Annotated in this window: 21 protein-coding genes; 13 read left to right on the forward strand and 8 right to left on the reverse strand. The window is 66.7% G+C overall.

The genetic code is table 11. The annotated features are described in order from the left end of the window. Positions 1 to 36 precede the first annotated feature (36 nt). From lpdA to EV656_RS07895, 5 genes are all read right to left on the reverse strand, one after another. The gene (lpdA, locus tag EV656_RS07875) at positions 37 to 1,431 is read right to left on the reverse strand and encodes a dihydrolipoyl dehydrogenase (protein WP_132601919.1); all 1,395 of its coding nucleotides are present in this window, start codon (positions 1,429 to 1,431) and stop codon (positions 37 to 39) included. A gap of 73 nt (positions 1,432 to 1,504) precedes the next feature. Next, positions 1,505 to 2,086, reverse strand: a complete 582-nt coding sequence (locus EV656_RS07880; protein WP_132601922.1) for a DUF924 family protein — start codon at positions 2,084 to 2,086, stop codon at positions 1,505 to 1,507. Between the two features lie 73 nt (positions 2,087 to 2,159). Beyond that, on the reverse strand, positions 2,160 to 3,437 hold the full coding sequence (locus EV656_RS07885; RefSeq protein WP_132601925.1) for an MFS transporter: 1,278 nt from the start codon (positions 3,435 to 3,437) through the stop codon (positions 2,160 to 2,162). A gap of 32 nt (positions 3,438 to 3,469) precedes the next feature. Beyond that, positions 3,470 to 4,579, reverse strand: a complete 1,110-nt coding sequence (gene queA / locus EV656_RS07890) for a tRNA preQ1(34) S-adenosylmethionine ribosyltransferase-isomerase QueA (RefSeq protein WP_132601928.1) — start codon at positions 4,577 to 4,579, stop codon at positions 3,470 to 3,472. After that, a complete protein-coding gene (locus EV656_RS07895; RefSeq protein ID WP_132601931.1) occupies positions 4,576 to 7,863 on the reverse strand; it encodes a YhdP family protein in 3,288 nt (1,095 codons plus the stop codon). The genes queA and EV656_RS07895 overlap by 4 nt, the downstream gene beginning before the upstream one ends. A 110-nt stretch (positions 7,864 to 7,973) precedes the next feature. Here EV656_RS07895 and EV656_RS07900 point away from each other — a divergent pair, with 110 nt between their 5' ends. From EV656_RS07900 to EV656_RS07910, 3 genes are all read left to right on the forward strand, one after another. Further along, a complete protein-coding gene (locus EV656_RS07900) occupies positions 7,974 to 8,435 on the forward strand; it encodes a peroxiredoxin (RefSeq protein WP_132601934.1) in 462 nt (153 codons plus the stop codon). Between the two features lie 200 nt (positions 8,436 to 8,635). Continuing rightward, entirely contained in the window at positions 8,636 to 9,979 is a 1,344-nt protein-coding gene (locus tag EV656_RS07905; RefSeq protein WP_132601937.1) for a DUF5930 domain-containing protein, read from the forward strand. Further along, positions 9,969 to 10,532 carry a bactofilin family protein gene (locus tag EV656_RS07910; RefSeq protein WP_132601939.1) on the forward strand — a complete coding sequence of 188 codons (564 nt, stop codon included), beginning with the start codon at positions 9,969 to 9,971 and terminating at the stop codon, positions 10,530 to 10,532. Before EV656_RS07905 ends, EV656_RS07910 begins: the two co-directional genes overlap by 11 nt. Before the next feature lie 78 nt (positions 10,533 to 10,610). On the opposite strand, the gene EV656_RS07915 is transcribed toward EV656_RS07910, so the two are convergent. Continuing rightward, positions 10,611 to 11,072, reverse strand: a complete 462-nt coding sequence (locus EV656_RS07915) for a type II toxin-antitoxin system RatA family toxin (RefSeq protein WP_132601942.1) — start codon at positions 11,070 to 11,072, stop codon at positions 10,611 to 10,613. A 68-nt stretch (positions 11,073 to 11,140) separates the two neighbouring features. On the opposite strand from EV656_RS07915, the gene hpt reads away from it, so the two are divergent. The 5 genes from hpt to EV656_RS07940 all read left to right on the forward strand — a co-directional run bounded on the left by hpt (position 11,141) and on the right by EV656_RS07940 (position 14,567). Then, positions 11,141 to 11,680 carry a hypoxanthine phosphoribosyltransferase gene (hpt, locus tag EV656_RS07920; protein WP_132601945.1) on the forward strand — a complete coding sequence of 180 codons (540 nt, stop codon included), beginning with the start codon at positions 11,141 to 11,143 and terminating at the stop codon, positions 11,678 to 11,680. Continuing rightward, on the forward strand, positions 11,677 to 11,859 hold the full coding sequence (locus EV656_RS07925) for a hypothetical protein (RefSeq protein WP_132601948.1): 183 nt from the start codon (positions 11,677 to 11,679) through the stop codon (positions 11,857 to 11,859). Before hpt ends, EV656_RS07925 begins: the two co-directional genes overlap by 4 nt. A 95-nt stretch (positions 11,860 to 11,954) precedes the next feature. After that, the gene (locus tag EV656_RS07930) at positions 11,955 to 12,968 is read left to right on the forward strand and encodes an ABC transporter substrate-binding protein (protein ID WP_132601951.1); all 1,014 of its coding nucleotides are present in this window, start codon (positions 11,955 to 11,957) and stop codon (positions 12,966 to 12,968) included. Positions 12,969 to 13,009: 41 nt separating this feature from the next. Beyond that, the gene (locus EV656_RS07935) at positions 13,010 to 13,777 is read left to right on the forward strand and encodes an ABC transporter ATP-binding protein (RefSeq protein ID WP_132601954.1); all 768 of its coding nucleotides are present in this window, start codon (positions 13,010 to 13,012) and stop codon (positions 13,775 to 13,777) included. Next, positions 13,770 to 14,567: an ABC transporter permease gene (locus EV656_RS07940; RefSeq protein ID WP_132601957.1), complete on the forward strand. Its 798-nt coding sequence runs from the start codon at positions 13,770 to 13,772 to the stop codon at positions 14,565 to 14,567. The genes EV656_RS07935 and EV656_RS07940 overlap by 8 nt, the downstream gene beginning before the upstream one ends. Here EV656_RS07940 and EV656_RS07945 read toward each other — a convergent pair. Together EV656_RS07945 and EV656_RS07950 are read right to left on the reverse strand one after the other, a co-directional pair. Then, the gene (locus EV656_RS07945; RefSeq protein WP_132601960.1) at positions 14,564 to 15,286 is read right to left on the reverse strand and encodes an RlmE family RNA methyltransferase; all 723 of its coding nucleotides are present in this window, start codon (positions 15,284 to 15,286) and stop codon (positions 14,564 to 14,566) included. The genes EV656_RS07940 and EV656_RS07945 overlap by 4 nt on opposite strands. Positions 15,287 to 15,379: 93 nt before the next feature. Further along, the gene (locus tag EV656_RS07950; protein ID WP_132601963.1) at positions 15,380 to 16,492 is read right to left on the reverse strand and encodes a Ppx/GppA phosphatase family protein; all 1,113 of its coding nucleotides are present in this window, start codon (positions 16,490 to 16,492) and stop codon (positions 15,380 to 15,382) included. A gap of 236 nt (positions 16,493 to 16,728) precedes the next feature. Here EV656_RS07950 and EV656_RS07955 point away from each other — a divergent pair, with 236 nt between their 5' ends. The 5 genes from EV656_RS07955 to EV656_RS07975 are packed head-to-tail and all read left to right on the forward strand — an operon-like array spanning position 16,729 to position 21,275. Next, positions 16,729 to 17,031, forward strand: coding sequence for a virulence factor (locus EV656_RS07955; protein WP_132601966.1), 303 nt, complete (start codon positions 16,729 to 16,731; stop codon positions 17,029 to 17,031). A 20-nt stretch (positions 17,032 to 17,051) separates the two neighbouring features. After that, positions 17,052 to 17,966 (forward strand): methylenetetrahydrofolate reductase, encoded by a 915-nt coding sequence (locus EV656_RS07960; protein ID WP_132601969.1) that lies wholly within the window; start codon positions 17,052 to 17,054, stop codon positions 17,964 to 17,966. 9 nt (positions 17,967 to 17,975) lie between these two features. Next, on the forward strand, positions 17,976 to 18,935 hold the full coding sequence (locus EV656_RS07965; RefSeq protein ID WP_132601972.1) for a methyltetrahydrofolate cobalamin methyltransferase: 960 nt from the start codon (positions 17,976 to 17,978) through the stop codon (positions 18,933 to 18,935). Positions 18,936 to 18,970: 35 nt separating this feature from the next. Continuing rightward, positions 18,971 to 19,201 carry an N-(5'-phosphoribosyl)anthranilate isomerase gene (locus tag EV656_RS07970; RefSeq protein WP_132601975.1) on the forward strand — a complete coding sequence of 77 codons (231 nt, stop codon included), beginning with the start codon at positions 18,971 to 18,973 and terminating at the stop codon, positions 19,199 to 19,201. 52 nt (positions 19,202 to 19,253) lie between these two features. Further along, positions 19,254 to 21,275 carry an ASKHA domain-containing protein gene (locus tag EV656_RS07975; protein WP_132601978.1) on the forward strand — a complete coding sequence of 674 codons (2,022 nt, stop codon included), beginning with the start codon at positions 19,254 to 19,256 and terminating at the stop codon, positions 21,273 to 21,275. The last annotated feature ends 21 nt before the right edge of the window (positions 21,276 to 21,296 follow it).

Consider the following 21,296-nt stretch of genomic DNA (forward strand, 5'->3'; position numbering starts at 1 on the left):
CAGGACCGGCCCTTTTTCGTGCGCCTCCGACACGTGTCAGAAATGGATGGCCCGGCCCCAGGCATCCAGTACGGATTCGTGCATCATCTCGGACAGCGTGGGATGGGGGAAAACGGTTTCCATCAGGTCGGCCTCGGTGGTTTCCAACTTGCGGCCCACCACATAGCCTTGGATCAGTTCCGTCACCTCGGCCCCGATCATGTGCGCGCCCAGCAACTCGCCGGTTTTCGCGTCGAACACGGTCTTCACCAGACCCTCGGATTCCCCCAGTGCGATAGCCTTGCCGTTGCCGATAAAGGGGAAGCGGCCCACCTTGACCTCGTACCCCTTGTCCCTGGCCTGTGCCTCGGTCAGGCCAACGCTGGCCACTTGGGGGCTGCAATAGGTGCACCCGGCAATCGCCTCGGGCTTGACCGGATGGGGATGACCGCCCGCGATCAGTTCGGCCACCATCACGCCCTCGTGGCTGGCCTTGTGTGCCAGCCAGGGCGCGCCCGCCACGTCGCCGATGGCATACAGCCCCTCTACCCCGGTACGGCAGTAGTCATCGGTCACCACATGGGTCCGGTCGATCTGGACGCCCAGCTCTTCCAGGCCCAGACCCTCGACATTGCCCACGATGCCCACGGCGGAAATCACCGTATCCACCTCGATCTTGTCCACCTTGCCGCCCTGTTCGACATGGGCGGTCACGCCATCGGCACGGCGGTCCAGTTGCTTGACGGTCGCGCCTTCGCGGATCGTCATGCCCTGCTTTTCGAACTGCTTCTTCGCCAGCTTGGAAATCTCTTCGTCCTCGACAGGCAGGACGCGGTCCATCACCTCGACCACGGTCGTTTCGGCCCCAAGCGTGTTGAAGAAGCTGGCAAACTCGATCCCGATGGCGCCCGAGCCGATGACCAGCAGTTTCTTCGGCTCATGCGGCGGTTGCAGGGCGTGGCGATAGCCCCAGACCCGCTTGCCATCCGGTTCCAGCCCCGGCAAACGGCGGGCGCGTGCGCCGGTGGCCAGCACGATGGCCGGCGCGGTCAATTCCTCGGTGCCGGTATCGGTCTTGACCGCAACGCGCCCCTTGCCGGGCAGCGTCGCCTCGCCCATCACGACGGTCACCTTGTTCTTCTTCAACAGGTGCGCCACGCCCGAGCTGAGCTGCTTGGCCACCGCACGCGAGCGTTTCACGACCGCGTTCAGGTCATAGCCGATCTTGTCGGCGCTCAGCCCGAATTCGCCTGCCCGGTGCATCAGGTGGAACACCTCGGCCGAGCGCAGCAACGCCTTGGTCGGGATGCAACCCCAGTTCAGGCAGATACCGCCCAGATTCTCGCGCTCGATCACCGCGACTTTCAGGCCCAACTGCGCCCCGCGGATCGCAGCCACATAGCCGCCGGGCCCGGCCCCGATCACGATCATGTCGAAACTCTTCGCGGCCATGGCGCGGGCTCTCCTTGTCATCTGTTACCGGATCGTGCCGCGCCGGACAGACAGGCCGGCACGGCAGGCGCGGTCAGGATGCTGCCGCGCGCAGCTCTTCCACGCAGGCGGCGTACCCGCCAGATTCCAGGAAGGTCTGTTCCTCGTCCGAAGAGCCGCGATGCAGCGCCGCGTTCCGGAACGGGAAGCGGCCGAAGCGGCGGATCAGTTCCCGGTGCGCCTTGGCGTGCAACAGGTTCTCGGCCCCGGTTTCCGGCATGCGGGTCAGCATCAGGCGCACACAACGGTCCTGATCCATCAGGCATTCGGAATGCATCAGCGGCAGGTAAAAGAACTGCCGCTCCGGCTCGGGGTAGCGCATGTCGAAATGCTGCTCGATGGATTGCTTGGCCACACCGCGCGCCGCGGCATCGGTGGCAAAGGCGCGCCAGTCGTCGCGGAACATGTTGCGCGGGAATTGGTCGGTCAGGATCAGAAAGGCAAGCGCGCCCTGCGGATTGGTCGGCCAGTCATGCAGGTCGCCGGCATGGGCAGCTTCCCAGTCGGGTTTGAACCGCTTGGTAATCTCGGCATCCACCTCCGGGTCGACGCGATACCATCCCTTCGGCCCCACATCCTCCAGCCAGAAACGGATGATTTCCTCTTGCCGCGACATGTTTTTTCCTCCTCGCCCGGACCCGTTCGCCTAGGCGGGATCGTTTCAGATTCATCCATGCGGCGCAAGCCATTCAGGCCGCGTCCGAAGAGAGCTCGGCGCTCTCGGCCTCGTCCTCGGCAGTTTCGATGGCGAACTCTTGCGCGACCTCGACCGCAACGGGCGTCGCGGTGGGCAGGACCGGCGCATAAGAGGCGGTTTCGTCCACGGGAACAGCGGCCCGCTGGGTCATCCGGTAGGCGGCATAGGCGGCCAGCGTCAGCATCAGAACCGCGATGAACAGGAAGAAGCCCTGCGGCCCGATCACCCCCATCATCCAGCCCGTGACCAGCGGCCCCAGGATCGCGCCCACGCCGTTGATGAACATCAGCCCGCCAGAGGCCGCGGCCATGTCCTCGGGTTCCAGATAGTCGTTGGTATAGGCGATGAGCAGCGCATAAAGCGGGTTGGACATCCCCCCCACCATCGCGCCGGTCACGGCCAGCGCGGCAAAGCTGCCCCCCACCGCCATCGCTGCAATCGCCGCCGCACCGCCGATCACCCCCGCCGCCAGGATCAACGTGCGCCGGTCCATCCGGTCCGACAGCCAGCCAATCGGGAACTGGAACAGCAACCCGCCCAGGTAGATCGCCGCGATGAAGCCCGAGATTTGCGCCACGCTCAGCCCCGCCTCTGAACCAAAGACCGAGGCCATCCCGAAAAGCGCCGAATAGACCCCCCCGATCAGGAACATGCCGATCGCCCCGGTAGGCGAAATACGGATCAGGTCGCGCAGGGACATCGGCTTCGTGGTTTCGAAGGCGGGCGTGGGCGTGACCGACAACAGGATCGGCGCAAAAGAGATCGACACCAGCACCGAGGGAATGATGAACAGGATGAACCCGGCCGGGTCGGCCACCAGCAGCAGCCCCTGGGCGCTGACGATACCCGCCATCTGAACGATCATGTAAAGCGACAGCGCCTGTCCGCGCGTCTGGTTCGTGACCGAGTTGTTCAGCCAGCTTTCGGCGGTCACATACACGGCAGAGAAACAGAACCCGATCAGAACGCGACCGACGGTCCAGGAAATCGGATGGGCCAGCGCCGGATACAGGATCAGCACCGCCGAAATCAGCGAGGCCAGCGCCGCAAAGACCCGGATATGGCCCACCCGACGGATCAGTTCGGGCGCCATGCGCGACCCGCCCAGGAAGCCCACGAAATAGGCAGACATCACCAGCGACATCTCGAAGGTCGAAAACCCCTCGATGCCGCCGCGAATACCCAGCAGCGTGCCCTGAATGCCGTTGCCGACCATCAGCAGCAACATCCCCAGCAGCAGCGCCCAAGAGCTTGCCAGAACCTGAATCACGTCACACCGCCCTTTCCCGTTTCGGGGTCTGTCTAGGCGGGACTGTCGCCGGGGGAATGCCCCCCAGCGACCCCGCCATGTCGCGTTTCGCCCGCCGGGATCAGCAACGAAGCATCGCCATAGGAAAAGAACCGATACCCCGCCCCGATGGCATGGGCGTAGATCCCGCGAATACGCTCTGTCCCCATCAGGGCAGAGACCAGCATCATCAGCGTCGATTTCGGCAGGTGGAAATTGGTCATCAAGGCGTCGGCCACGCGAAAGCGATAGCCGGGCCGGATGAAGATGTCCGTTTCACCCTGCCAGGGATGCATCGCGCCGTCCGGGGCGGCGGCGGACTCGATCAGGCGCAGCGCGGTTGTGCCCACGGGGATGATGCGCCCGCCCGCCGCGCGGGTGGCGTTGATCTCTGCCGCCGCGGTGTCCGTCACCTCGCCCCATTCGGCGTGCATCTTGTGCTGGCTGACATCGTCGACCTTGACCGGCAGAAAGGTGCCCGCCCCCACATGCAGCGTGACATGGGTAAAGGCCACACCGCGTTCAGCCAATGCAGCCAGCAGCGGCGGGTCGAAATGCAGCGACGCGGTGGGCGCGGCCACGGCACCGGGACGGGCGGCCCAAACCGTCTGGTAATCCTCGCGGTCACGCTCGTCGGCGGGGCGGCGGGCGGCGATATAGGGCGGCAGCGGCATCGCGCCGGCTTGGGCCAGCGCCTCCTCGAACGCGGCCCCCTCTAGGTCGAAGGTCAGCGTCACATCCTCGGCGCCCTTGTCCACCACCTCTGCCGATAGCGTGTCGGAAAAGACGACGCGTTCGCCGGGTTTCAGCTTACGCAGGGGCTTGGCCATGGCGCGCCAGCCCCCGCCGGCGGCAGGTTCCATCAAGGTGACCTCGATCCGCGCGGTGACAGGGCCCTGCCCGGTGTCGCGCGTGCGCGTGCCGGTCAGCCGGGCGGGAATGACGCGGGTGTCGTTCAGCACCAGCAGGTCGCCCGGACGCAGCAGGCCGGGCAGGTCGCGCACATGCAGATCGCGCGTCCGATCCCCATCGGCCACCAACAGGCGCGCGGACGAGCGCGGGCGCGCGGGCCGGGTCGCGATCAACGCCTCGGGCAGGTCGAAATCGAAATCGGACAGCTTCATTGCGGCCCCTTGGGTGGCGCCCCGCGAAAGATTTCGCGGAACATGCCGGGCGTCAGGATCGACAGCGGATTCACAAAGGTCTGCGGGGCGTTGGCGTCCCCCTTGATCCGAAACGAAAAGCCGAACAATCCCTCGCCCTGCCGGGTCAGGACCGAGCCGATGAAATTGACCATGTAGAGCGGAGAGATCACGCCGCGCATGTCCAGCCTGTTGTCCTTGAACCCGTAAATTCCATCCAGCGATATGCCCAGCGAAGGGCCGATCGCGCTGCCCTTCCTGATCTCCAGCATCTCTGGCGTCAAGGTAAAGCGCGCCTCGACATTGGCGAAGGCAAGCCCGTCACCCTCCATCATTTCCAGTATGCCGACAACCGAGACCGCGCTCAGCAATTCGGTCAGGACGGGCATCCCGCGCAGCCGCGTGTCGCGCAGCATCAGCCGCCCGTCGTAGTGGCCCGGTTCACCGGCGGGGCGCATGACGATCTCCAGCGTGCCGCCACGGGCCCGCGGGAACAGCCCGGCGTCGCGCAGCGCCTCGCCCCCGGCCTCGGAACGCAGGCGCAGGGCCGTTCCGCCGGTCTGGTCCGGGGTCATCGTGATCGTGACCGGCGTCCGCCCCCCCGCAAGCGCTGAGAAACGCCCGTTCATGCCCCCCTGCCAGGACAGCCGCCCCCGCAGATCGGTCAGGCCGATCTGGTCGCTGACGCGCAGCCGGTCCAACGCTATGTCGATTGCGGGACCGCCAGCGCTGGTTCCGCCCGCCATCCCAAGCGGGTCGCGCCCCTCGGCGATGCCGCGCAGATCGGCCGTCCCGCCGGTCAGCGCAACGCGCAGGGTTTGCCCCTCCCCAAGGCCGCCGACCACGGCAGAGGCATCCAGCCAGCCCCCCACGCGCAGGCGGTCCAGGCGCAACTCTGCACCGCGCGCCGCGTCAAGACGCAACTGCCCCTCTGCGTCCAGGCCCGGGGCGGAGAATTCCAATCGCTCGATCTGCGGCATCGCCCTCAGCGTGCCTGCGACCGTCAGCGTGCCCGGGCTGTCCGCCGCCTTGCGCCAGTCCAGCCCCGGCAGGCGCAGGCCCAACCCCTTCAGATCCGCCTCCAGCGCAAAGCGGGGGGCCGCGCCGCGCGGCAGGTCCAGGACCAGCGCCCCCTCTGCCCGCCCCTGCAGTGTTCCATCGGGCAGGCCCAGACCCAAGGCCACGGCCGTCTCCTGCGACAGGTCCACCCGCGCCTCGACCCGGCTGGCACCGGCCTGCCCGGTGCGACGGCTCCAGCTTCCGCTGACGGGCAGGCCATCGACCCGCACCGCGCCGTTCAGGCGCACCTCTTGCGGGGTCGCGGTGATGCGCAGCTCGTCGGCCTCCAGCCGCCGGCCGGGGATCAGGGTGTCAGACCGCACCGCCCGCAACCGCCCGTCCACGGCGTACTCGACTTCATCGATTGCAAGCCGGTCGCGCAGGGGCAGACGCAGCATCGTCCGCAGGCTGGCGCGCCCCTGGGCAAGCAGCGGGTCCAGCCCAACCCCCGAGGTCACCCCCAAGGGCGGCAGGTCAAGCAGCCGGAGCGCGGCGGGAATGCTGCTGTCCACGGACAGGTCGAAACGCGCCTGCACGGGATCCGCCGTGATGTCGCGCAGGTGCATCACCGATCCGGACAGGTCCAGAACCTCGCCGCCCTCCAGGCGCAGCAGTCCGCTTTCGGCGACCAGCGTGTAGCTGGTTTCGTCCAGCGTCGCATAGCCCGCGCCGCCGGTCACCGGCGGCATGGTGTCCAGAAACCGAACCTCTGTGTCGCGGAACGCGTGGTCCAGGGTCATCCGCGTGTCCCCACCGGCGGCGCGGCGCAGCGCGACCCGAACGTCGTGCAGGTTGCTGGCGATCACGTTCTGGGCAAACCAGGACCGCGTTTCGGCCAGCAGCTCCACGGGCCAGAGCGCCAGCAGCCGATCCTCGGTGATCGCGCCGATCGCGGCGTCCAGCGCGACCTCCCACCCCTCGGGCCGGGCCCGCACCCGCCCGGCCATGCGATAGGCGTTCGGGCCGTCCAGCAGGACCGCCTGGCCGACGGTGAATGTCAGCGGTTCCAGGTCCAGTTGCAGATCCATTGCCCCGTCGTCGAAGACCGCGGCGCGTTCAAACATCCCTGCGGGATCCAGCGCGACAGAGCGCAGCGCAAGCTGGCCGACCATCCGCTCGGGTCGGCCCGCCGTCATGCCCAGCAGATCGGCATGTCCCTCGGCCCGCAGGCGCAGCACGGCGGTATCCAGGGCGATCTGGTCGAACCGCAGGCGGCGGCTGTCGGGATCGTAGGTCAGGTAGGACTTGCCCGCATCGAACCGGATCGGCGGCGCGCCGCCGGGCGGGCGCAGCAGACCCGCGCCGATTTCTAGCGCGGCGTTCAGGGGGCCCAGCTTGCCGCTGGCATCCACGGCGCTGCGCAGCGCCCCTGATATCGGGGCGTCGATCAGCGCCAGCGCAGCCAGCGCCGGGGCCTGGCTGGCCAGGTCCGCCGCCGGCAGGTCCGAGAAATTCGCCGCGAAGCGGGCCTCGGGGCTGCCTTTGCCGGAAACGAAAGACAGGGCCAGTTCCGCAGGGCGCCCCGCCCCACCGCTCAACGAAAAGAAGGCGCGCATGGCGACCTCTCGTGCGTCCTGCTCCAGCGTCAGCAAGCCGTCCTGCAACCGCCACAACCGGCCGGCGCGGGCATCTTCATAGGTCAGCGACAGCGACTCAACGCTCAGCGCCTCGATCCCGCTCAGCGCTGGCGCCCCCAAGGCGCGGTCCAGCTCGTCCAGCAACTCGGCCAGGCCCTGTGCCGCGGTGATCGGCGCATTGCCAGCGCCCAAGGCCAGGTCGAACCGCCCGTCCGGCGCCCGCCGCAGCGTGACTGCCGCCCCGCTGAGTGCTACACGCCGCAGCGCCGGTTGCCCCGCCAGCAGCGCGGCGGGCGACAGGGCTGCCTCCAGCCGGGGCAGGCGCAAAACGTCCCGCCCGGCCCCGTCCAGCAGGGTGACCCCGGTGAAATGAACCTGCGCGCCGGAATGCCGGGACAGCAGAACCTCTACCCCGTCCATGCGCAGCGCTGCGGGCGCGAGATGGGCGTTCAGCCGCGCCTCGATCCGGGCCGCGGCCCAGTCCGGCGCGGCCACCATGCGCCCGGTCAGCGTCAGCGCGGCCAGACCCGCGACCCCGGCCAGCATCGCAAGACTGAGCAGCAGCCACAGGCCGAACCGCCGGTGCACCCCCTCAAGGTCGCGATGGTCTCGATCCGATTGCTCGTTCATCCTGCCCGTTGCGAAGCGCCGCCCGCTTGCCTGTCCCCGCGCGGCCCCTATCCTGTTGCGGGCCGAATTCTTCCGTTTTGCGCACACCACACCCGAAGGAGCCTGCCACGATGATCGACACCGGCCAGACCGCGCCCGATTTCACCCTGCCCCAGGATGCGGGTGAAGATGTCACCCTGTCGGCCCTGCGTCCCGCCCCGGTCGTTCTTTACTTCTACCCCAAGGATGACACGCCCGGCTGCACGAAGGAAGCCATCGCCTTCTCGGGGCTGCTGCAGGAATTCACCGCGGCAGGGGCCCAGGTCTTTGGCATTTCGCGTGACAGCGTCGCCAAACATGGTAAGTTCCGCTGCAAGCATGACCTGTCAGTCCCCCTGTTGTCGGACGAGGATGGCACGGTTTGCGAAAACTACGGCACCTGGGTCGAAAAGAAGATGTACGGCAAAACCTTCATGGGGATCGAACGCACAACCGTCCTGGTGGACGGCGCGGGCCAGATCGCCCGGGTCTGGCGCAAGGTCAAGGTCCCCGGCCACGCCGAAGAGGTGTTGGAGGCGGTACGCGCCCTGTGACATTGCCGCGCAGCGAAAATCCCTGCCCCGAAAAATCGGCAATTTTTCGCCGAATGCCCCGACTTTTTTCTCAGTTTTCGCAAAGCTGATGTAAAAAAGTTGCAGATAAGCGGTGCGTTGGCTAGTGCACGGCGCATGAGGGTGGGCCGAAACAGGCCCGCCGGGGTCCGCAACAAGAACGGGCAGATGGGGCGAATGTTTTGACGGGGCGATTTTTTCACCGCATCGATGCTGCGCTTGGGCGCATCCTACCGGAACAGCGGCTTTTCCTGCGATCCGACACGGAAACCAGGTTTGTTCGTTTATCCCCGCTTGCGCAGGCGGTCGGGCTGACCGGCGGCGTGGCGATGCTGGGCTGGGCGATGGTGGCCACAGCGCTGCTTCTGATGGACGGGGTCGGCGCAGCCAGCCTGCGCGATCTGGCGCAACGGGAACAGGCGCTTTACGAAACATGGCTCGACGAGGTCAGCACCGCGCGTGATATCCATGCCGAGGAGGTGCGCGCCGCGCGCGATCGGTTCAACGTCGCGATGGCCGAAGTATCGCGCATGCAGTCCGAACTGCTGGCCTCGGAAGAGCGGCGCCGCGAATTGGAAACCGGGATCGAGCTGTTGCAGGGCACCCTGCGCAAGACCATCGCCGAGCGGGACGCCGCACGCGGTCGCGCCGAGGTTCTGGCCGCGAAACTGGACGATGCCACGCCGCGCCCCGTCGAGGGTGGCCCGAACGCCGACGACCTGCAGGCGACCCTTGCCTTCCTGTCCGACGCCCTGGAACACAGCGCGGCAGAGCGTGAGCTCGTCGAGGCCGACGCCTCTGCGGCCTATCAACTGGCCGAGGCGCTGGCCTTTGAGCGTGAACTGACCCAGGAACGCAACGACCGGATCTTTACCTCACTCGAAGAGGCGCTGACGGTTTCAGTCGCGCCGCTCGACACGATGTTCCGCAGCGCGGGCCTGTCCGTCGACACCCTGATCGATCAGGTGCGCGCGGGCTATAACGGCACCGGCGGGCCGCTGACGCCTGTCTCTTTCTCGTCCAAGGGCGATGCAACGCCCACGGCCGAAGAGTTGCGGGCAGAGTCCCTGTTGGCCCGCATGGACGAGATCAACCTTTACCGCATCGCCGCCGAAAAGCTGCCCTTCGCGCAGCCGCTGCGCTCGGCCTATCGCTTCACCAGCCCGTTCGGCATGCGCAAGCACCCCATCCTGGGCACCTACAAGATGCATGACGGCATGGATATGGCCGCAGGCTATGGCACGCCGATCCATGCCACCGCTGATGGTGTCGTGGTCAAGGCGGGCTGGGTGTCGGGTTATGGACGCCTGATCAAGATCCGGCACGAGTTCGGGATCGAAACCCGCTACGCCCATTTGGCAAAGATCCGCGTAACCGAAGGGCAAAGGGTCTCGCGCGGGGACCGCATCGGTGATATGGGGAACTCCGGACGGTCGACCGGCACCCATTTGCACTATGAGGTGCGCGTCGACGGAAAACCCGTTAACCCGATGACCTATATCAAGGCAGCCAGAAATGTTTTCTAAAAGCAGGATAAACGAGCCAGGGCCGAAGGCCGGTGCCTCGGAAAAACCGAAACTGCCCGAATCGGCCTCCGCTCCGCGGCCGGGTGCCGACAAACCCGTCGCCCCCGCGCCCAAGGCCAAGCCGCCCGCGTCCATGCTGTCCTCCGATCTGGTCGTGACGGGCAACCTGAAGACGACCGGCGACATCCAGGTCGAAGGTACGATCGACGGTGACATCAACGCGCATCTGCTGACCGTCGGGGAAAATGCGACCGTGCGCGGCGAATGCGTCGCCGACGATGTCGTCATCAACGGCCGCGTGGTGGGCCGCGTCCGCGGCCTGAAGGTGCGCCTGACCTCGACCGCGCGGGTCGAAGGCGACATCATCCACAAGACCATCGCGATCGAAAGCGGTGCCCATTTCGAGGGCTCGGTCCAACGGCAGGACGATCCGCTGAACACCGGGCGCAAGGCCGCGCCGCAGGCGCAGGCCCAGCCCAAGCAAGCCGCCGCCCCCAAACCGCAGCAGTCTTCCCCGGCGCCCAAGGCGCCCAACACGCCGCCCAAAAGCTAAGGCAGGCGGACAAGGAAACGTGACAGGGCCGCGGGAATCGCCGCGGCCCTTTGCATATCGACCTGCCAGTGTCGGGGATCAGGCCGTCGGCCGTCCGTACAATGCCTCTGCGCGGGTTTCGAAGGCCCGCACGATGCGCTGCATCGCCTCGTTGAACACGGCCCCGATCACCCCCTGCAGAACGCGGTTCCGGAATTCGAAATCGACGTAGAATTCCACCTTGCAGCGACCGTTGCCGATGTCCTCGAACTGCCAGTAGGATTTCAGATAGCGGAACGGCCCATCCAGGTATTCCGTGTCGATGCGGTGCCGCTCTGGCCACAGCGTGACCCGGCTGCCGAAACGTTCGCGAAACACCTTGAACGAGATCACCAGATCCGCCTTCATCAACTCGCCCCCGCCCGCGATCGGTTCACGCGAGCGGATGCGCGCGGCGGCCGTCCACGGCAGGAACTTCGGATAGGATGCTACATCCGCCACCAGGTCGTACATCTGCTGGGCGGTATAGGGCATCTCGCGGTTTTCGGAATGGCTCGGCATTGGCTCGGATTGTTGCTAACAGTGGGGTGCCATTTCAGGCAGCGCAGCGGCAAAATCAAGGGGGCGCCATGGGCGAGAGACCATATGTCATAGACGAACTGATCTCGGCCAAGACCATCGCGGCGCGGATCGAGGCGCTGGCGCGCGACATCGAAAGCTATTTCTCAGATACCGAAAAACTGGTCGTGGTCGGGCTGTTACGCGGATCTTTCGTGTTCATCGCCGATCTTGTGCGCGAATTGCACATGCCGGTCGAGGTCGATTTCATGGAAACCTCTTCCTACGGCAACGCCACAACAAGTTCGCGTGAGGTGCGTATCCTCAAGGATCTGCGCGGAGAAATCGAGGGCCGCGACGTGCTGCTCGTCGAGGATATCGTCGACACCGGACACACGCTGAAACACGTTCTGCACATGCTGAGCGGGCGCAAGCCGCAGCGCCTGAAGGTCTGCGCCCTGCTGGACAAACCCGCCCGGCGCGAGGTGGAGATCAAGGCCGATTGGGTCGGCTTCGAGATCCCGGACGAATTCGTCGTGGGCTATGGCATCGACTACGCGCAAAGCGATCGCAACCTGCCCCATATCGGCGCGGTCAGGTTTACGGAATGAACCTGCGCTGGCTGATGCGGGCCGCGCGATGGGCGCGCAATCCGCCCTCTGCGGGACAGGTCAAGATGGTCCTGGCGATCCTGGCGATCTGCATCGGGCTGTTCCTGGTGGAACGCTTCATCGGCTGGCCAGAGGCGCTGTCGGTCAATTCCACCCCGCGCGGACGGATCGGGTTCTAGGCGGCACGCTTTCCCCTTCCCTTTGGCGCGCGGCTCTGGAATGGTCGCCCCGGGTGGCCGACCAACCGGCAACGACGTGCGAAGGAGGAGCAACAATGACACAGTTCACGCGACGCGGCGCCATGGGGGCGATGGGGGCGGCGGTAACGCTGCCGATGCTGGCCGGCCCGGCGCTGGCCCAGACCAAACTGACCGTGGGCGCCCTGCGCTTTACCAGCCATGCGGCCAGCTTCGTCGCGTTCGAGCGCGGCTATTTCGCCGACGAGGGGTTGGAAGTCGAGTTCAAGTTCTTCCAGGCCGCCCAGCCGATGGCCGTGGCCATCGCGTCGGGCGACGCGGATTATGCGGTGACCGCGATCTCGGGCGGGCTGATTTCGCTGGCCGAAAAGGGTGCGGCCAAGGTGATCGGCGGCGCCCTGTCCGAGGAAAAGGGCATCGACGGGCAGAAAATCTTGGCCTCCAACGCCGCGTATGAGGCCGGGATGACCAGCCCCGCCGCGCTGGACGGCAAGAGCTTCGGCATCACCCAGGCCGGTTCGTCCTTCCACTACATGGGGTCCAAGATCGCCGCCGCCGAAGGGGCGGATGTCACCTTCAAGCCGCTGCAAAAGGTGGGCGCAGTCATCGGCGCGTTGAAATCGGGCCAGATCGATGCCTGGTCCATCGTCCCCCATATCGCCAAGCCACTGGCCGGTGCGGGTGCGGCCCATATCATCGGCAACGTGTCGGACTACCTGCCGGATTACCAGGTGACGACCGTCTTCACCTCGGCCCGCAACGCCGCGAACGAACGCGCCAAGACCCAGGCGTTCCTGCGCGCCTTTGCGCGCGGCGCGGACGATTTCAACGCGGCCCTGGTGGACAAGACCGCCGGTGACGACGCCGCCGAGGACATGGTCAAGCTAATCCACAAATACGTCTATACCGACCGTGAATACGAAAAGGCCAAGGCCGGCATCGTGAACGGCGCCATGCGCATCAACAAGAACGCCGCGCTGAACATGGGTTCGGTCCAGGATCAACTGGGCTGGTTCCAGTCCGAGGGCCTGATCAAGGACAGCATCACCACCGAAACACTCGTCGACACCTCCTACGTCGATATCATGTAAGAGCGGGCGGCGGGGCCGAGCGGCCCCGCACCCCTTTCCCAATGGACCTCACGCTTTCCAATCTCACCCACCGCTACGGCGCGACCGAGGTGCTGTCGGGGATCGACCTCGACATTGCCCACGGTCGCATATTGTGCATCGTCGGCCCGTCGGGCTGCGGGAAATCCACACTGCTGCGCATGATCGGCGGGCTGGAACGGCCCACCTCCGGCAGCGTGCTGCAACGGGGCGCGGTGCCGCCGGATTGCCTGAACCCGCTGACCTATATCTTTCAGGATTTCGCGCTCTTGCCCTGGCGCAGCGTCGCGGGCAACATCGCCCTGGTGCTGGAGGATCACCGCCTGCCCGGCCCGCGCCGCGACCAGATCATCGCCGACGTGCTGGCCCGCACCAACCTGACCGAGTTCCGCAACGCCTGGCCCCGGCAGCTGTCCGGCGGCATGAAACAGCGTGTCGCCATCGCCCGCGCCCTTGCGGTGAACCCGGCGGTGATGCTCATGGACGAACCCCTGTCGGCGCTGGACGCGCAGACCCGCGAATTGCTGATGGACGACCTGGTGGCGCTGTGGACCCGCGCCCCCTTTACCGCCGTCTACGTGACCCACAACCTGGCCGAGGCCGTGCGCCTGGGCCACCGCATCGTGGTCTTGTCCCGCCGCCCCGGCCGCATTCGCGAGATCGTCGAAATCGACACCCCCCTGGCCGACCGCCACGCCGGCGATCCGGCGCTTGAGGCGCACCAGGCCCATCTGTGGCAGCTGATGCGTGACGAGGCCGCCGCGGCGGACATGGAGCTGCAGAATGGCTGAAACCGACACCCGCCCCGTCCCCTTTCGTGGCGGCGGCTTCCGCCCGCGCCAGGTGCGCGGCGTGGGACTGGCCGTGTTCGTCGCCCTGATCGCGCTGATCGAGTGGGGCACGCGGGCCGGCGTGATCTCTTCGCTGACCCTGCCGCGCCCCTCGGACGTGGGCACCACGCTGCTGGATCTGGCTGAAAGCGGTATGCTCTGGACCCATATGGCCCCCTCGCTGACCCGGCTGGCGGTGGGCTCTGCCCTTGGGGTCAGCGCGGGCATCGGCATCGGGGTTTTGATCGGCCTGTTCAGCATGGTGCGCGCAGGCCTGATCCCGCTGGTGGCCGCCCTTTTCCCGATCCCCAAGATCGCGCTTCTGCCGCTCTTCGTGATCTGGTTCGGCATCGACGAAGGGTCGAAATACGCCCTCATCGCGCTTGGCACTTTTACACCCACGGTGGTCGCCACCTATGGCGCGGTGGACAATGTGGACCGCACCCTGATCCGCATGGGGCAAAGCTTTGGCCTGACCTGGCTGTCTATCGTGCGCAAGATCGTCCTACCCGGTGCCCTGCCCGGCATCCTGTCGGGCCTGCGCGTCAGCCTGGCCATCGGAATCATCCTGCTGGTCGCCGCCGAAATGCTGGGCGCCGAATACGGGATCGGCGCCTATATCCTGCAGGCCGGATCGCTTTACGATCTGGAACGGCTGTTCGCGGGGGTGGTGATCCTGTCGGCCCTGGGCGTGGCCACCAGTTCGGCCATCGGCTGGGCGGAACGCCGGATGCTGGCCTGGCGCGGCTAACCCGCCGCGCCGCCTGCACGAAAGCCCGTCGCAACCACGAATTTCTCGGAACTGTCCGCCCGGCTGGCGGGCGGTTTCACGTTGGCCACCTTGGCAAAGCGCTGCTTCAGCAGCTTCTGCAATTCGCCCTCAGCGCCGCCGGCCAGAACCTTGGCAACGAAGGTACCTCCTTCCTCCAGCACGTCAAAGGCCAGTTCGGCCGCCGCCTCGCACAGGGCAATGATGCGCAGATGGTCGGTCTGCTTGTGGCCCGAACTGGCTGCGGCCATGTCTGACATCACCACATCGGCCTTGCCCCCCAGCCAGGCCTTTACCTTGTCGTCGGCGCCCTCTTCCATGAAATCCAGCTGGTGCACCTCTGCGCCCGCGATCGGTTCGACCTCTTGCAGATCGACGCCCAGCACGGTGCCCACGGGCTTGCCCTTCTTCTCGCCAAGCGCGTTCACGCGCGCGACGGCCACCTGACACCAGCCGCCGGGGGCACACCCCAGGTCCACGACCCGCCCGCCGGGTTTCAGGAAATGGTACTTTTCGTCCAGTTCCAGGATCTTGAACGCCGCCCGCCCGCGATAGCCCTCGGCCCGCGCGCGCTTGACATAAGGGTCGTTCAACTGCCGCTCCAGCCACCGGGTCGAGGACAGCCGCCGCCCCCGCGCCGTCTTGACCTTGACCTTCAGATCGCGCTGCCCGCGCCCGCTGCTGCCCTTTTTATCCGCCATACCCGTTCCCCGCCTTACGCGGTCCCTGTCCTTCTTCTTGGCAAAAATACCCATGGCCCGACGGCCCCGCCCGCGTGCCCGTGAGGCAAGGGCTCAGAACGGGCCATCCTCCAGCACGCCATCGGCCGACATCTGCGCGTAAAGCAGCCCCTCGCGCAACCCCCGGTCGGCCACCGACAGCCGATCCGTCGGCCAGACCCGCATCAGGGCCTGCAGGATCGCCGCCCCCGACATGATCAGTGCATGGCGGTCGCGCCCGATGCGCGGGTCGGCCCGGCGCCCGTCGGGGCCCAGGTCCAGGTAGCGGCGGATCACCGTATCGATCTGGGCCGAGGTCATGCGCAGCCCGTCCACCTTGGTCCGGTCGTATCGGCGCAGGCCCAGGTGGCTGGCGGCAACGGTGGTGACGGTGCCGCTGGTCCCGATGATCTGGAACCCCTCTTTAGTCTGCTCGGCCGCGTAGGGCGCGAACTCAGCCAGGTTTTCCTCAAAGAACCAGCTCATCAGCGCGAACCGTGCGTGGTCGTCCTCGACATCGTCGAACTGCTCACGCAGGGTGGCCACCCCCAGGGGCACGGAAATCCAGTCCACCACCCGGGCCGCCGGGAACGGGCTGTCCTTGGCGTGAAATCCCGCGTGCAGCCGCATGATCGACCGCGGCCGGTCGTGGCGCGGCACTGCCGACAGGTCGATCCAGACCAGTTCGGTGGATCCGCCGCCGATATCGACCACCATCAGCTGATCGGTCCGGGTGGACACCAGCGGCGCACAGGACACCACGGCCAGGCGGGCCTCTTCCTCGGGCTGGATGATGTCCAGCTTCAGCCCCGTTTCGCGCCGCACCAGCCGGATGAAATCGCGGGCGTTGATTGCGCGGCGGCAGGCCTCGGTCGCGACAAGGCGCATCCGCTCGACATTGTGCTTTTCCAGCTTGCTCTTGCAGATGCGCAGCGCCTGGATCGTGCGCCCGATCGAGGCGCGGCTCAACCGGCCGGACGATTCCAGCCCGGTGCCCAGCTGCACCGATTTCGAAAAGCTGTCGACCACATGGAACTGGCTACCCTTGGGTTGGGCAATCAGCATGCGGCAACTATTCGTGCCGAGATCCAGCGCCGCATACAGCGACGCCGGGTCCGGCGGATTTGGCGCGGGGGTTGCAACCGCTTTGGGGAACGCGCCCGCACCATTCGGACGCCTGGGCGCCATCGGATCGCCCTCCAGATCAAGTTATGTTGAAAGTAACCTCAGCCCCTCCGCGATGCAACGCCGCAGATGGCGCGCCCCGCCTCATGGTCTTGATGAAGATTTTTCCGATCCCGCCCTCTGGCTTGGGCAGGCACGCTCGTCTAGATCGGTCGCAAGCGGTTCGCATCCTGTCGAAAACCGCCCCCGCCGCGACAGATTGCCGGATTACAAGCGGGTTACGTAAGGAAGGGAATCAGATGCCCGACGTCACCGTCATCTACTGGCGCGACATCCCCGCCCAGGTCATTGTCGGCCGCGGCCGCAATGCGGCCAAGCGGGTGCTGGACGAACGCTTTGAACAGGCGATCGACCGCTGCGCCATGTCGGTGGGGGCCAAGGACAGCGATGCGTATCTTGCGGATTGGCGCCGGGGCGACCCGGTGTCCCGCGACGGCGATCCGCAGGCCCTGGCCGAGGCAGAAGCCGCGCGATTGCAGTCTGAATACGATATGGCGCGGCTCAAGGCACTGATTGCGGCTTCCGGATGGGATGGCAATTGAACCGGCTCTGGGAGACCGCGATGGGACTGCTGCAATTCAGGAAAGAGGCGGCGCGCGCGCCGCGGGCGGGGGCGATGGCGGCCTTCGTTCAGGGTTATTCGATGGAGGTGATGCCCCGCACCGCCGAAAAGGTCGCGGATTTCCGCGCCCTGCTGCCCGCCGGCACGCGGGTCTATATCGCCCATCTCGACGGCACCCCGAACGGCGACATGGTCGCCACCGCCCGGCGCCTGCGGGACGAGGGCTTCAGCCCGATGCCGCATTTCCCCGCCCGCTCGATCCCCGATGCGGCCACGCTGCAAGACTGGATCACACGCTACAGCGACGAGGCCGGCGTGACCGAGGGGCTGATCCTGGCCGGCGGCATACCCCAGCCGCGGGGCGATTTCCATTGCTCGATGCAACTGCTGGAAACCGGCCTGTTCGACAAGGCCGGATTCACCCGGCTGCATGTGGCCGGCCACCCCGAGGGATCGCGCGACATCGACCCGGATGGCGGCGAGACCAACATGATGGCCGCGCTTGGCTGGAAACAGGCCTTTGCACAACGCACCGACGCCGAGATGGCGATTGTCACCCAATTCGCCTTTGAGGCGGGGCCGGTGATCGCCTGGGCCGACCGCGTGCGCGCGGCGGGCGTGGACCTGCCGATCCATATCGGCGTTGCCGGACCGGCGAAATTGCAGACGCTGGTGAAATACGCGATTGCCTGCGGCGTCGGCCCCTCGCTGGCGGTGTTGCAGCGCCGGGCGCGGGACGTGTCCAAGCTGGTGATGCCCTTTACCCCCGATGCGTTCCTGGGCGATCTGGCACAGGCCGCCGCGACGCGCACGGATTTCCCGATCCAGGGCGTTCATTTCTTCCCGCTTGGCGGTATCAAGACAAATGCCGCGTGGCTGGCCGGGCACGGCCTGGCCCCGGCGCAGGAAACCTGAGGAGATTTCATGACCCGCACCGTGCTCGAGTCCAAGTCCAAGACCGTCGCCATCGGCTTTGACGATCCGTTCTGCGTGATCGGCGAGCGGATCAATCCCACCGGCCGCAAGAAACTGGCCGCCGAACTGGAAGCGGGCGATTTTTCCACCGTCGAAAAGGATGCGCTGGAGCAGGTCGCCTGCGGGGCGATGGTCCTGGATGTGAATGCGGGGGTCGTCTACAACTCCAACCCCAACCCGAATGAGACCGAACCGCCCCTGATGCGCAAGATGATCGAGCTTGTGCAGGGTCTGGTCGACGTACCGCTGTGCATCGACAGTTCTGTCCCCGGCGCGCTGGAGGCCGGGCTGGAGGTGGCCGAGGGGCGGCCTTTGGTCAACTCGGTTACCGGCGAGGAAGAGCGGCTGGAACGCGTGCTGCCGCTGGTCAAGAAATACAACGTGCCGGTCGTGGCGATTTCTAACGACGACAGCGGCATTTCCGAAGACCCGGACGTGCGTTTTGCGGTGGCAAAGAAGATTGTCGAGCGCGCGGCAGATTTCGGCATCCCCGCCCATGACATCGTCGTGGACCCGCTGGTGATGCCCATCGGCGCCATGGCCAGCGCCGGCCAGCAGGTCTTTGCCCTGGTGCGCAAGCTGCGCGATGAATTGGGGGTGAACACCACCTGCGGGGCATCGAACATTTCCTTTGGCCTGCCGCATCGCCACGGGATCAACGCCGCCTTTCTGCCCATGGCGATCGGGGCGGGCATGACCAGCGCCATCATGAACCCCGTCCGCCCGGTCGAGATGGAGGCCGTGCGCGCCGCGAACCTGTTGATGAACCATGACGACAACGGCACCGAATGGATCAAGTTCGCCCGGGTTCTGGACGCGGTCGGCGAAGGCACCCCCTTCCCGGAGGCATCGAAGGCCGCAAGCGCGGCCGGGTCCGGGCGCGGCGGGCGGCGTCGTCGCCGCGGTTAAGCGAATGGAAACCATGGCTGCGGCACGGTTGGGGCGTGACATATGCCCCGCCCCTTCACTCCATCCCGCAATGGCTCGCACAGATCTTTGCGGCGAAATCCGTGGGAACCGGCGGCGTGGTGCGCCGCAGGGTTGCGGATGTCGAGCGCAAGGTCGGACGGCGGCGGTTGGAGCTGGAGGTCCGCAGGCGTGGCTGTCATCTGATCGAATGCGCCACCCCGTTCGTGATCGTCTGCGCCCGCAAAGAAATACGGGTGATCTGCTAGAAAAATCTTCTTCCCCCTCGCGATATCAACAAATGCGCCCTACCTGCCTGACATGACCGATCCTCTGGTGATCTTCACGCCCTCGGGCAAGCGCGGCCGCGTCCCCCATGGGACCACGGTGCTGGAGGCTGCGCGCAAACTGGGCGTGGACCTGGACAGCGTCTGCGGCGGGCGCGGGATCTGCTCGAAATGCCAAGTCACTCCCGGCACCGGCCAGTTCCCGAAACACGGGGTGACGGTCTCTGCCGACGCGCTTTCGCCGTTCAACGCGGTGGAACAACGCTATGACGAAAAACGCGGCCTGAAACCGGGCCGCCGGCTGGGGTGCCAGGCACAGATCCTTTCGGACGTGGTGCTGGATGTGCCGCCCGAAAGCCAGCTCCACCGCCAGGTGGTTCGCAAGGCGGCCGAGGCCCGCACGGTTGATATGGACCCCGCCACGCGGCTTTACTTCGTCGAGGTGGCCGAGCCCGACATGCATGCCCCGACCGGCGATCTGGAGCGGCTGAACGCGGCGCTGGCCGCCCAATGGGACTTGCCCCCGGCGCACGCCCCCCTGCCCGTTCTGGCACGCCTGCAAAAAGCACTGCGCGCGGGTCAGTGGCAGGTGACCGTCGCGCTGCATCAGGGGCATGCCGACGGCCCGGCCCAGATCCTGGACATCTGGCCCGGCTTCTTCGACGGGCCGATCTATGGGATGGCGATCGACCTGGGATCGACCACCATCGCGGCGCATCTGACAGATCTGGCCACCGGGGCCGTGGTTGCCTCGGCCGGCGTGATGAACCCGCAGATCCGCTTCGGCGAGGATCTGATGAGCCGGGTTTCCCACGCCATGATGAACCCCGACGGCGCCGAAGAGATGACCGTCGCGGTGCGCGGCGCGCTGGACGATCTGGCCCGCGCCATCGCCCAGGAGGGCGGCATAGACGCCGCCGCGATCCTGGAGGCCACGCTGGTCTGCAACCCGGTGATGCATCACCTGGCCCTTGGCATCGATCCGGTGGAACTGGGCCAGGCACCCTTTGCCCTGGCCACCTCGGACGCGGTGAACCTGTCGGCAGCGGATCTGGGGCTGGGCGCGCTGAACCCGGCGGCCAAGGTCTATGTTCTGCCCCTGATCGCGGGCCATGTCGGCGCGGACGCAGCAGCAGTAGCATTGAGCGAGGCGCCGGAAAAATCGGACGATCTGGTGCTGATCGTGGATGTGGGCACCAACGCGGAAATCATCCTGGGCGACCGCAGCCGGGTGCTGGCCTGTTCCTCGCCCACTGGCCCGGCCTTTGAGGGGGCGCAGATCAGTTCCGGCCAGCGCGCCGCCCCCGGCGCGATCGAGCGGGTGCGCATCGATCCCGAAACCAAGGAGCCGCGCTTCAGGGTGATCGGCTGCGACCTGTGGTCGGACGAGGATGGCTTTGAGCAGGCCGTGGGCACAACCGGCGTCACCGGCATCTGCGGGTCGGGCATCATCGAGGCCGTGGCCGAAATGCGCATGGCCGGGCTGGTCGATGCGGGGGGGCTGATCGGATCAGCGGCACAGACGGGCACGTCGCGCTGCACGCCCGAGGGCCGGACCCATAGCTATGTGCTGCACGACGGCACGGACGATGGCGGGCCGTTGGTCACCGTCACCCAGGGGGACATTCGGGCGATCCAGCTGGCCAAGTCGGCGCTTTATGCCGGGGCGCGCCTGCTGATGGACCGCAGGGGCGTGGACCGGGTGGATCGGGTCGTGCTGGCCGGTGCCTTTGGCGCGCATATCAGCCCGCTGCACGCCATGGTGCTGGGGATGATCCCCGACGTGCCGGTGGACCGGGTCCGCTCGGCCGGGAACGCGGCGGGGACGGGCGCACGCATCGCGCTGTGTTCGCGTGCGGCGCGGCGGCTGATCGAGGGTAACGTGCGCCGGATCGAGAAGGTGGAAACCGCCGTCGAACCCCGGTTCCAGGATCATTTCGTCGCCGCCAACGCCCTGCCCCATGCCAGCGATCCATTCCCGGAACTGGCCAAGATCGCACCGCTGCCGCAGGTCGATTTCAACACCGGCGGCAGCCCCCGCCGACGGCGGCGCTGACCGCGCCCGCGCTGGTGGCAG

Origin of the sequence: Rhodovulum adriaticum (assembly GCF_004345735.1) — a bacterium.
Lineage (GTDB): Bacteria > Pseudomonadota > Alphaproteobacteria > Rhodobacterales > Rhodobacteraceae > Rhodovulum > Rhodovulum adriaticum.

Bases quoted from the DNA above. Each gene is read 5' to 3' on its own strand.
- lpdA (WP_132601919.1), bottom strand. From the start codon at position 1,431: ATGGCCGCGAAGAGTTTCGACATGATCGTGATCGGGGCCGGGCCCGGC.
- EV656_RS07880 (WP_132601922.1), bottom strand. From the start codon at position 2,086: ATGTCGCGGCAAGAGGAAATCATCCGTTTCTGGCTGGAGGATGTGGGG.
- queA (WP_132601928.1), bottom strand. From the start codon at position 4,579: ATGAAGCTGTCCGATTTCGATTTCGACCTGCCCGAGGCGTTGATCGCG.
- EV656_RS07895 (WP_132601931.1), bottom strand. From the start codon at position 7,863: ATGAACGAGCAATCGGATCGAGACCATCGCGACCTTGAGGGGGTGCAC.
- EV656_RS07900 (WP_132601934.1), top strand. From the start codon at position 7,974: ATGATCGACACCGGCCAGACCGCGCCCGATTTCACCCTGCCCCAGGAT.
- EV656_RS07910 (WP_132601939.1), top strand. From the start codon at position 9,969: ATGTTTTCTAAAAGCAGGATAAACGAGCCAGGGCCGAAGGCCGGTGCC.
- EV656_RS07915 (WP_132601942.1), bottom strand. From the start codon at position 11,072: ATGCCGAGCCATTCCGAAAACCGCGAGATGCCCTATACCGCCCAGCAG.
- hpt (WP_132601945.1), top strand. From the start codon at position 11,141: ATGGGCGAGAGACCATATGTCATAGACGAACTGATCTCGGCCAAGACC.
- EV656_RS07925 (WP_132601948.1), top strand. From the start codon at position 11,677: ATGAACCTGCGCTGGCTGATGCGGGCCGCGCGATGGGCGCGCAATCCG.
- EV656_RS07930 (WP_132601951.1), top strand. From the start codon at position 11,955: ATGACACAGTTCACGCGACGCGGCGCCATGGGGGCGATGGGGGCGGCG.
- EV656_RS07935 (WP_132601954.1), top strand. From the start codon at position 13,010: ATGGACCTCACGCTTTCCAATCTCACCCACCGCTACGGCGCGACCGAG.
- EV656_RS07940 (WP_132601957.1), top strand. From the start codon at position 13,770: ATGGCTGAAACCGACACCCGCCCCGTCCCCTTTCGTGGCGGCGGCTTC.
- EV656_RS07945 (WP_132601960.1), bottom strand. From the start codon at position 15,286: ATGGCGGATAAAAAGGGCAGCAGCGGGCGCGGGCAGCGCGATCTGAAG.
- EV656_RS07950 (WP_132601963.1), bottom strand. From the start codon at position 16,492: ATGGCGCCCAGGCGTCCGAATGGTGCGGGCGCGTTCCCCAAAGCGGTT.
- EV656_RS07955 (WP_132601966.1), top strand. From the start codon at position 16,729: ATGCCCGACGTCACCGTCATCTACTGGCGCGACATCCCCGCCCAGGTC.
- EV656_RS07960 (WP_132601969.1), top strand. From the start codon at position 17,052: ATGGGACTGCTGCAATTCAGGAAAGAGGCGGCGCGCGCGCCGCGGGCG.
- EV656_RS07965 (WP_132601972.1), top strand. From the start codon at position 17,976: ATGACCCGCACCGTGCTCGAGTCCAAGTCCAAGACCGTCGCCATCGGC.
- EV656_RS07975 (WP_132601978.1), top strand. From the start codon at position 19,254: ATGACCGATCCTCTGGTGATCTTCACGCCCTCGGGCAAGCGCGGCCGC.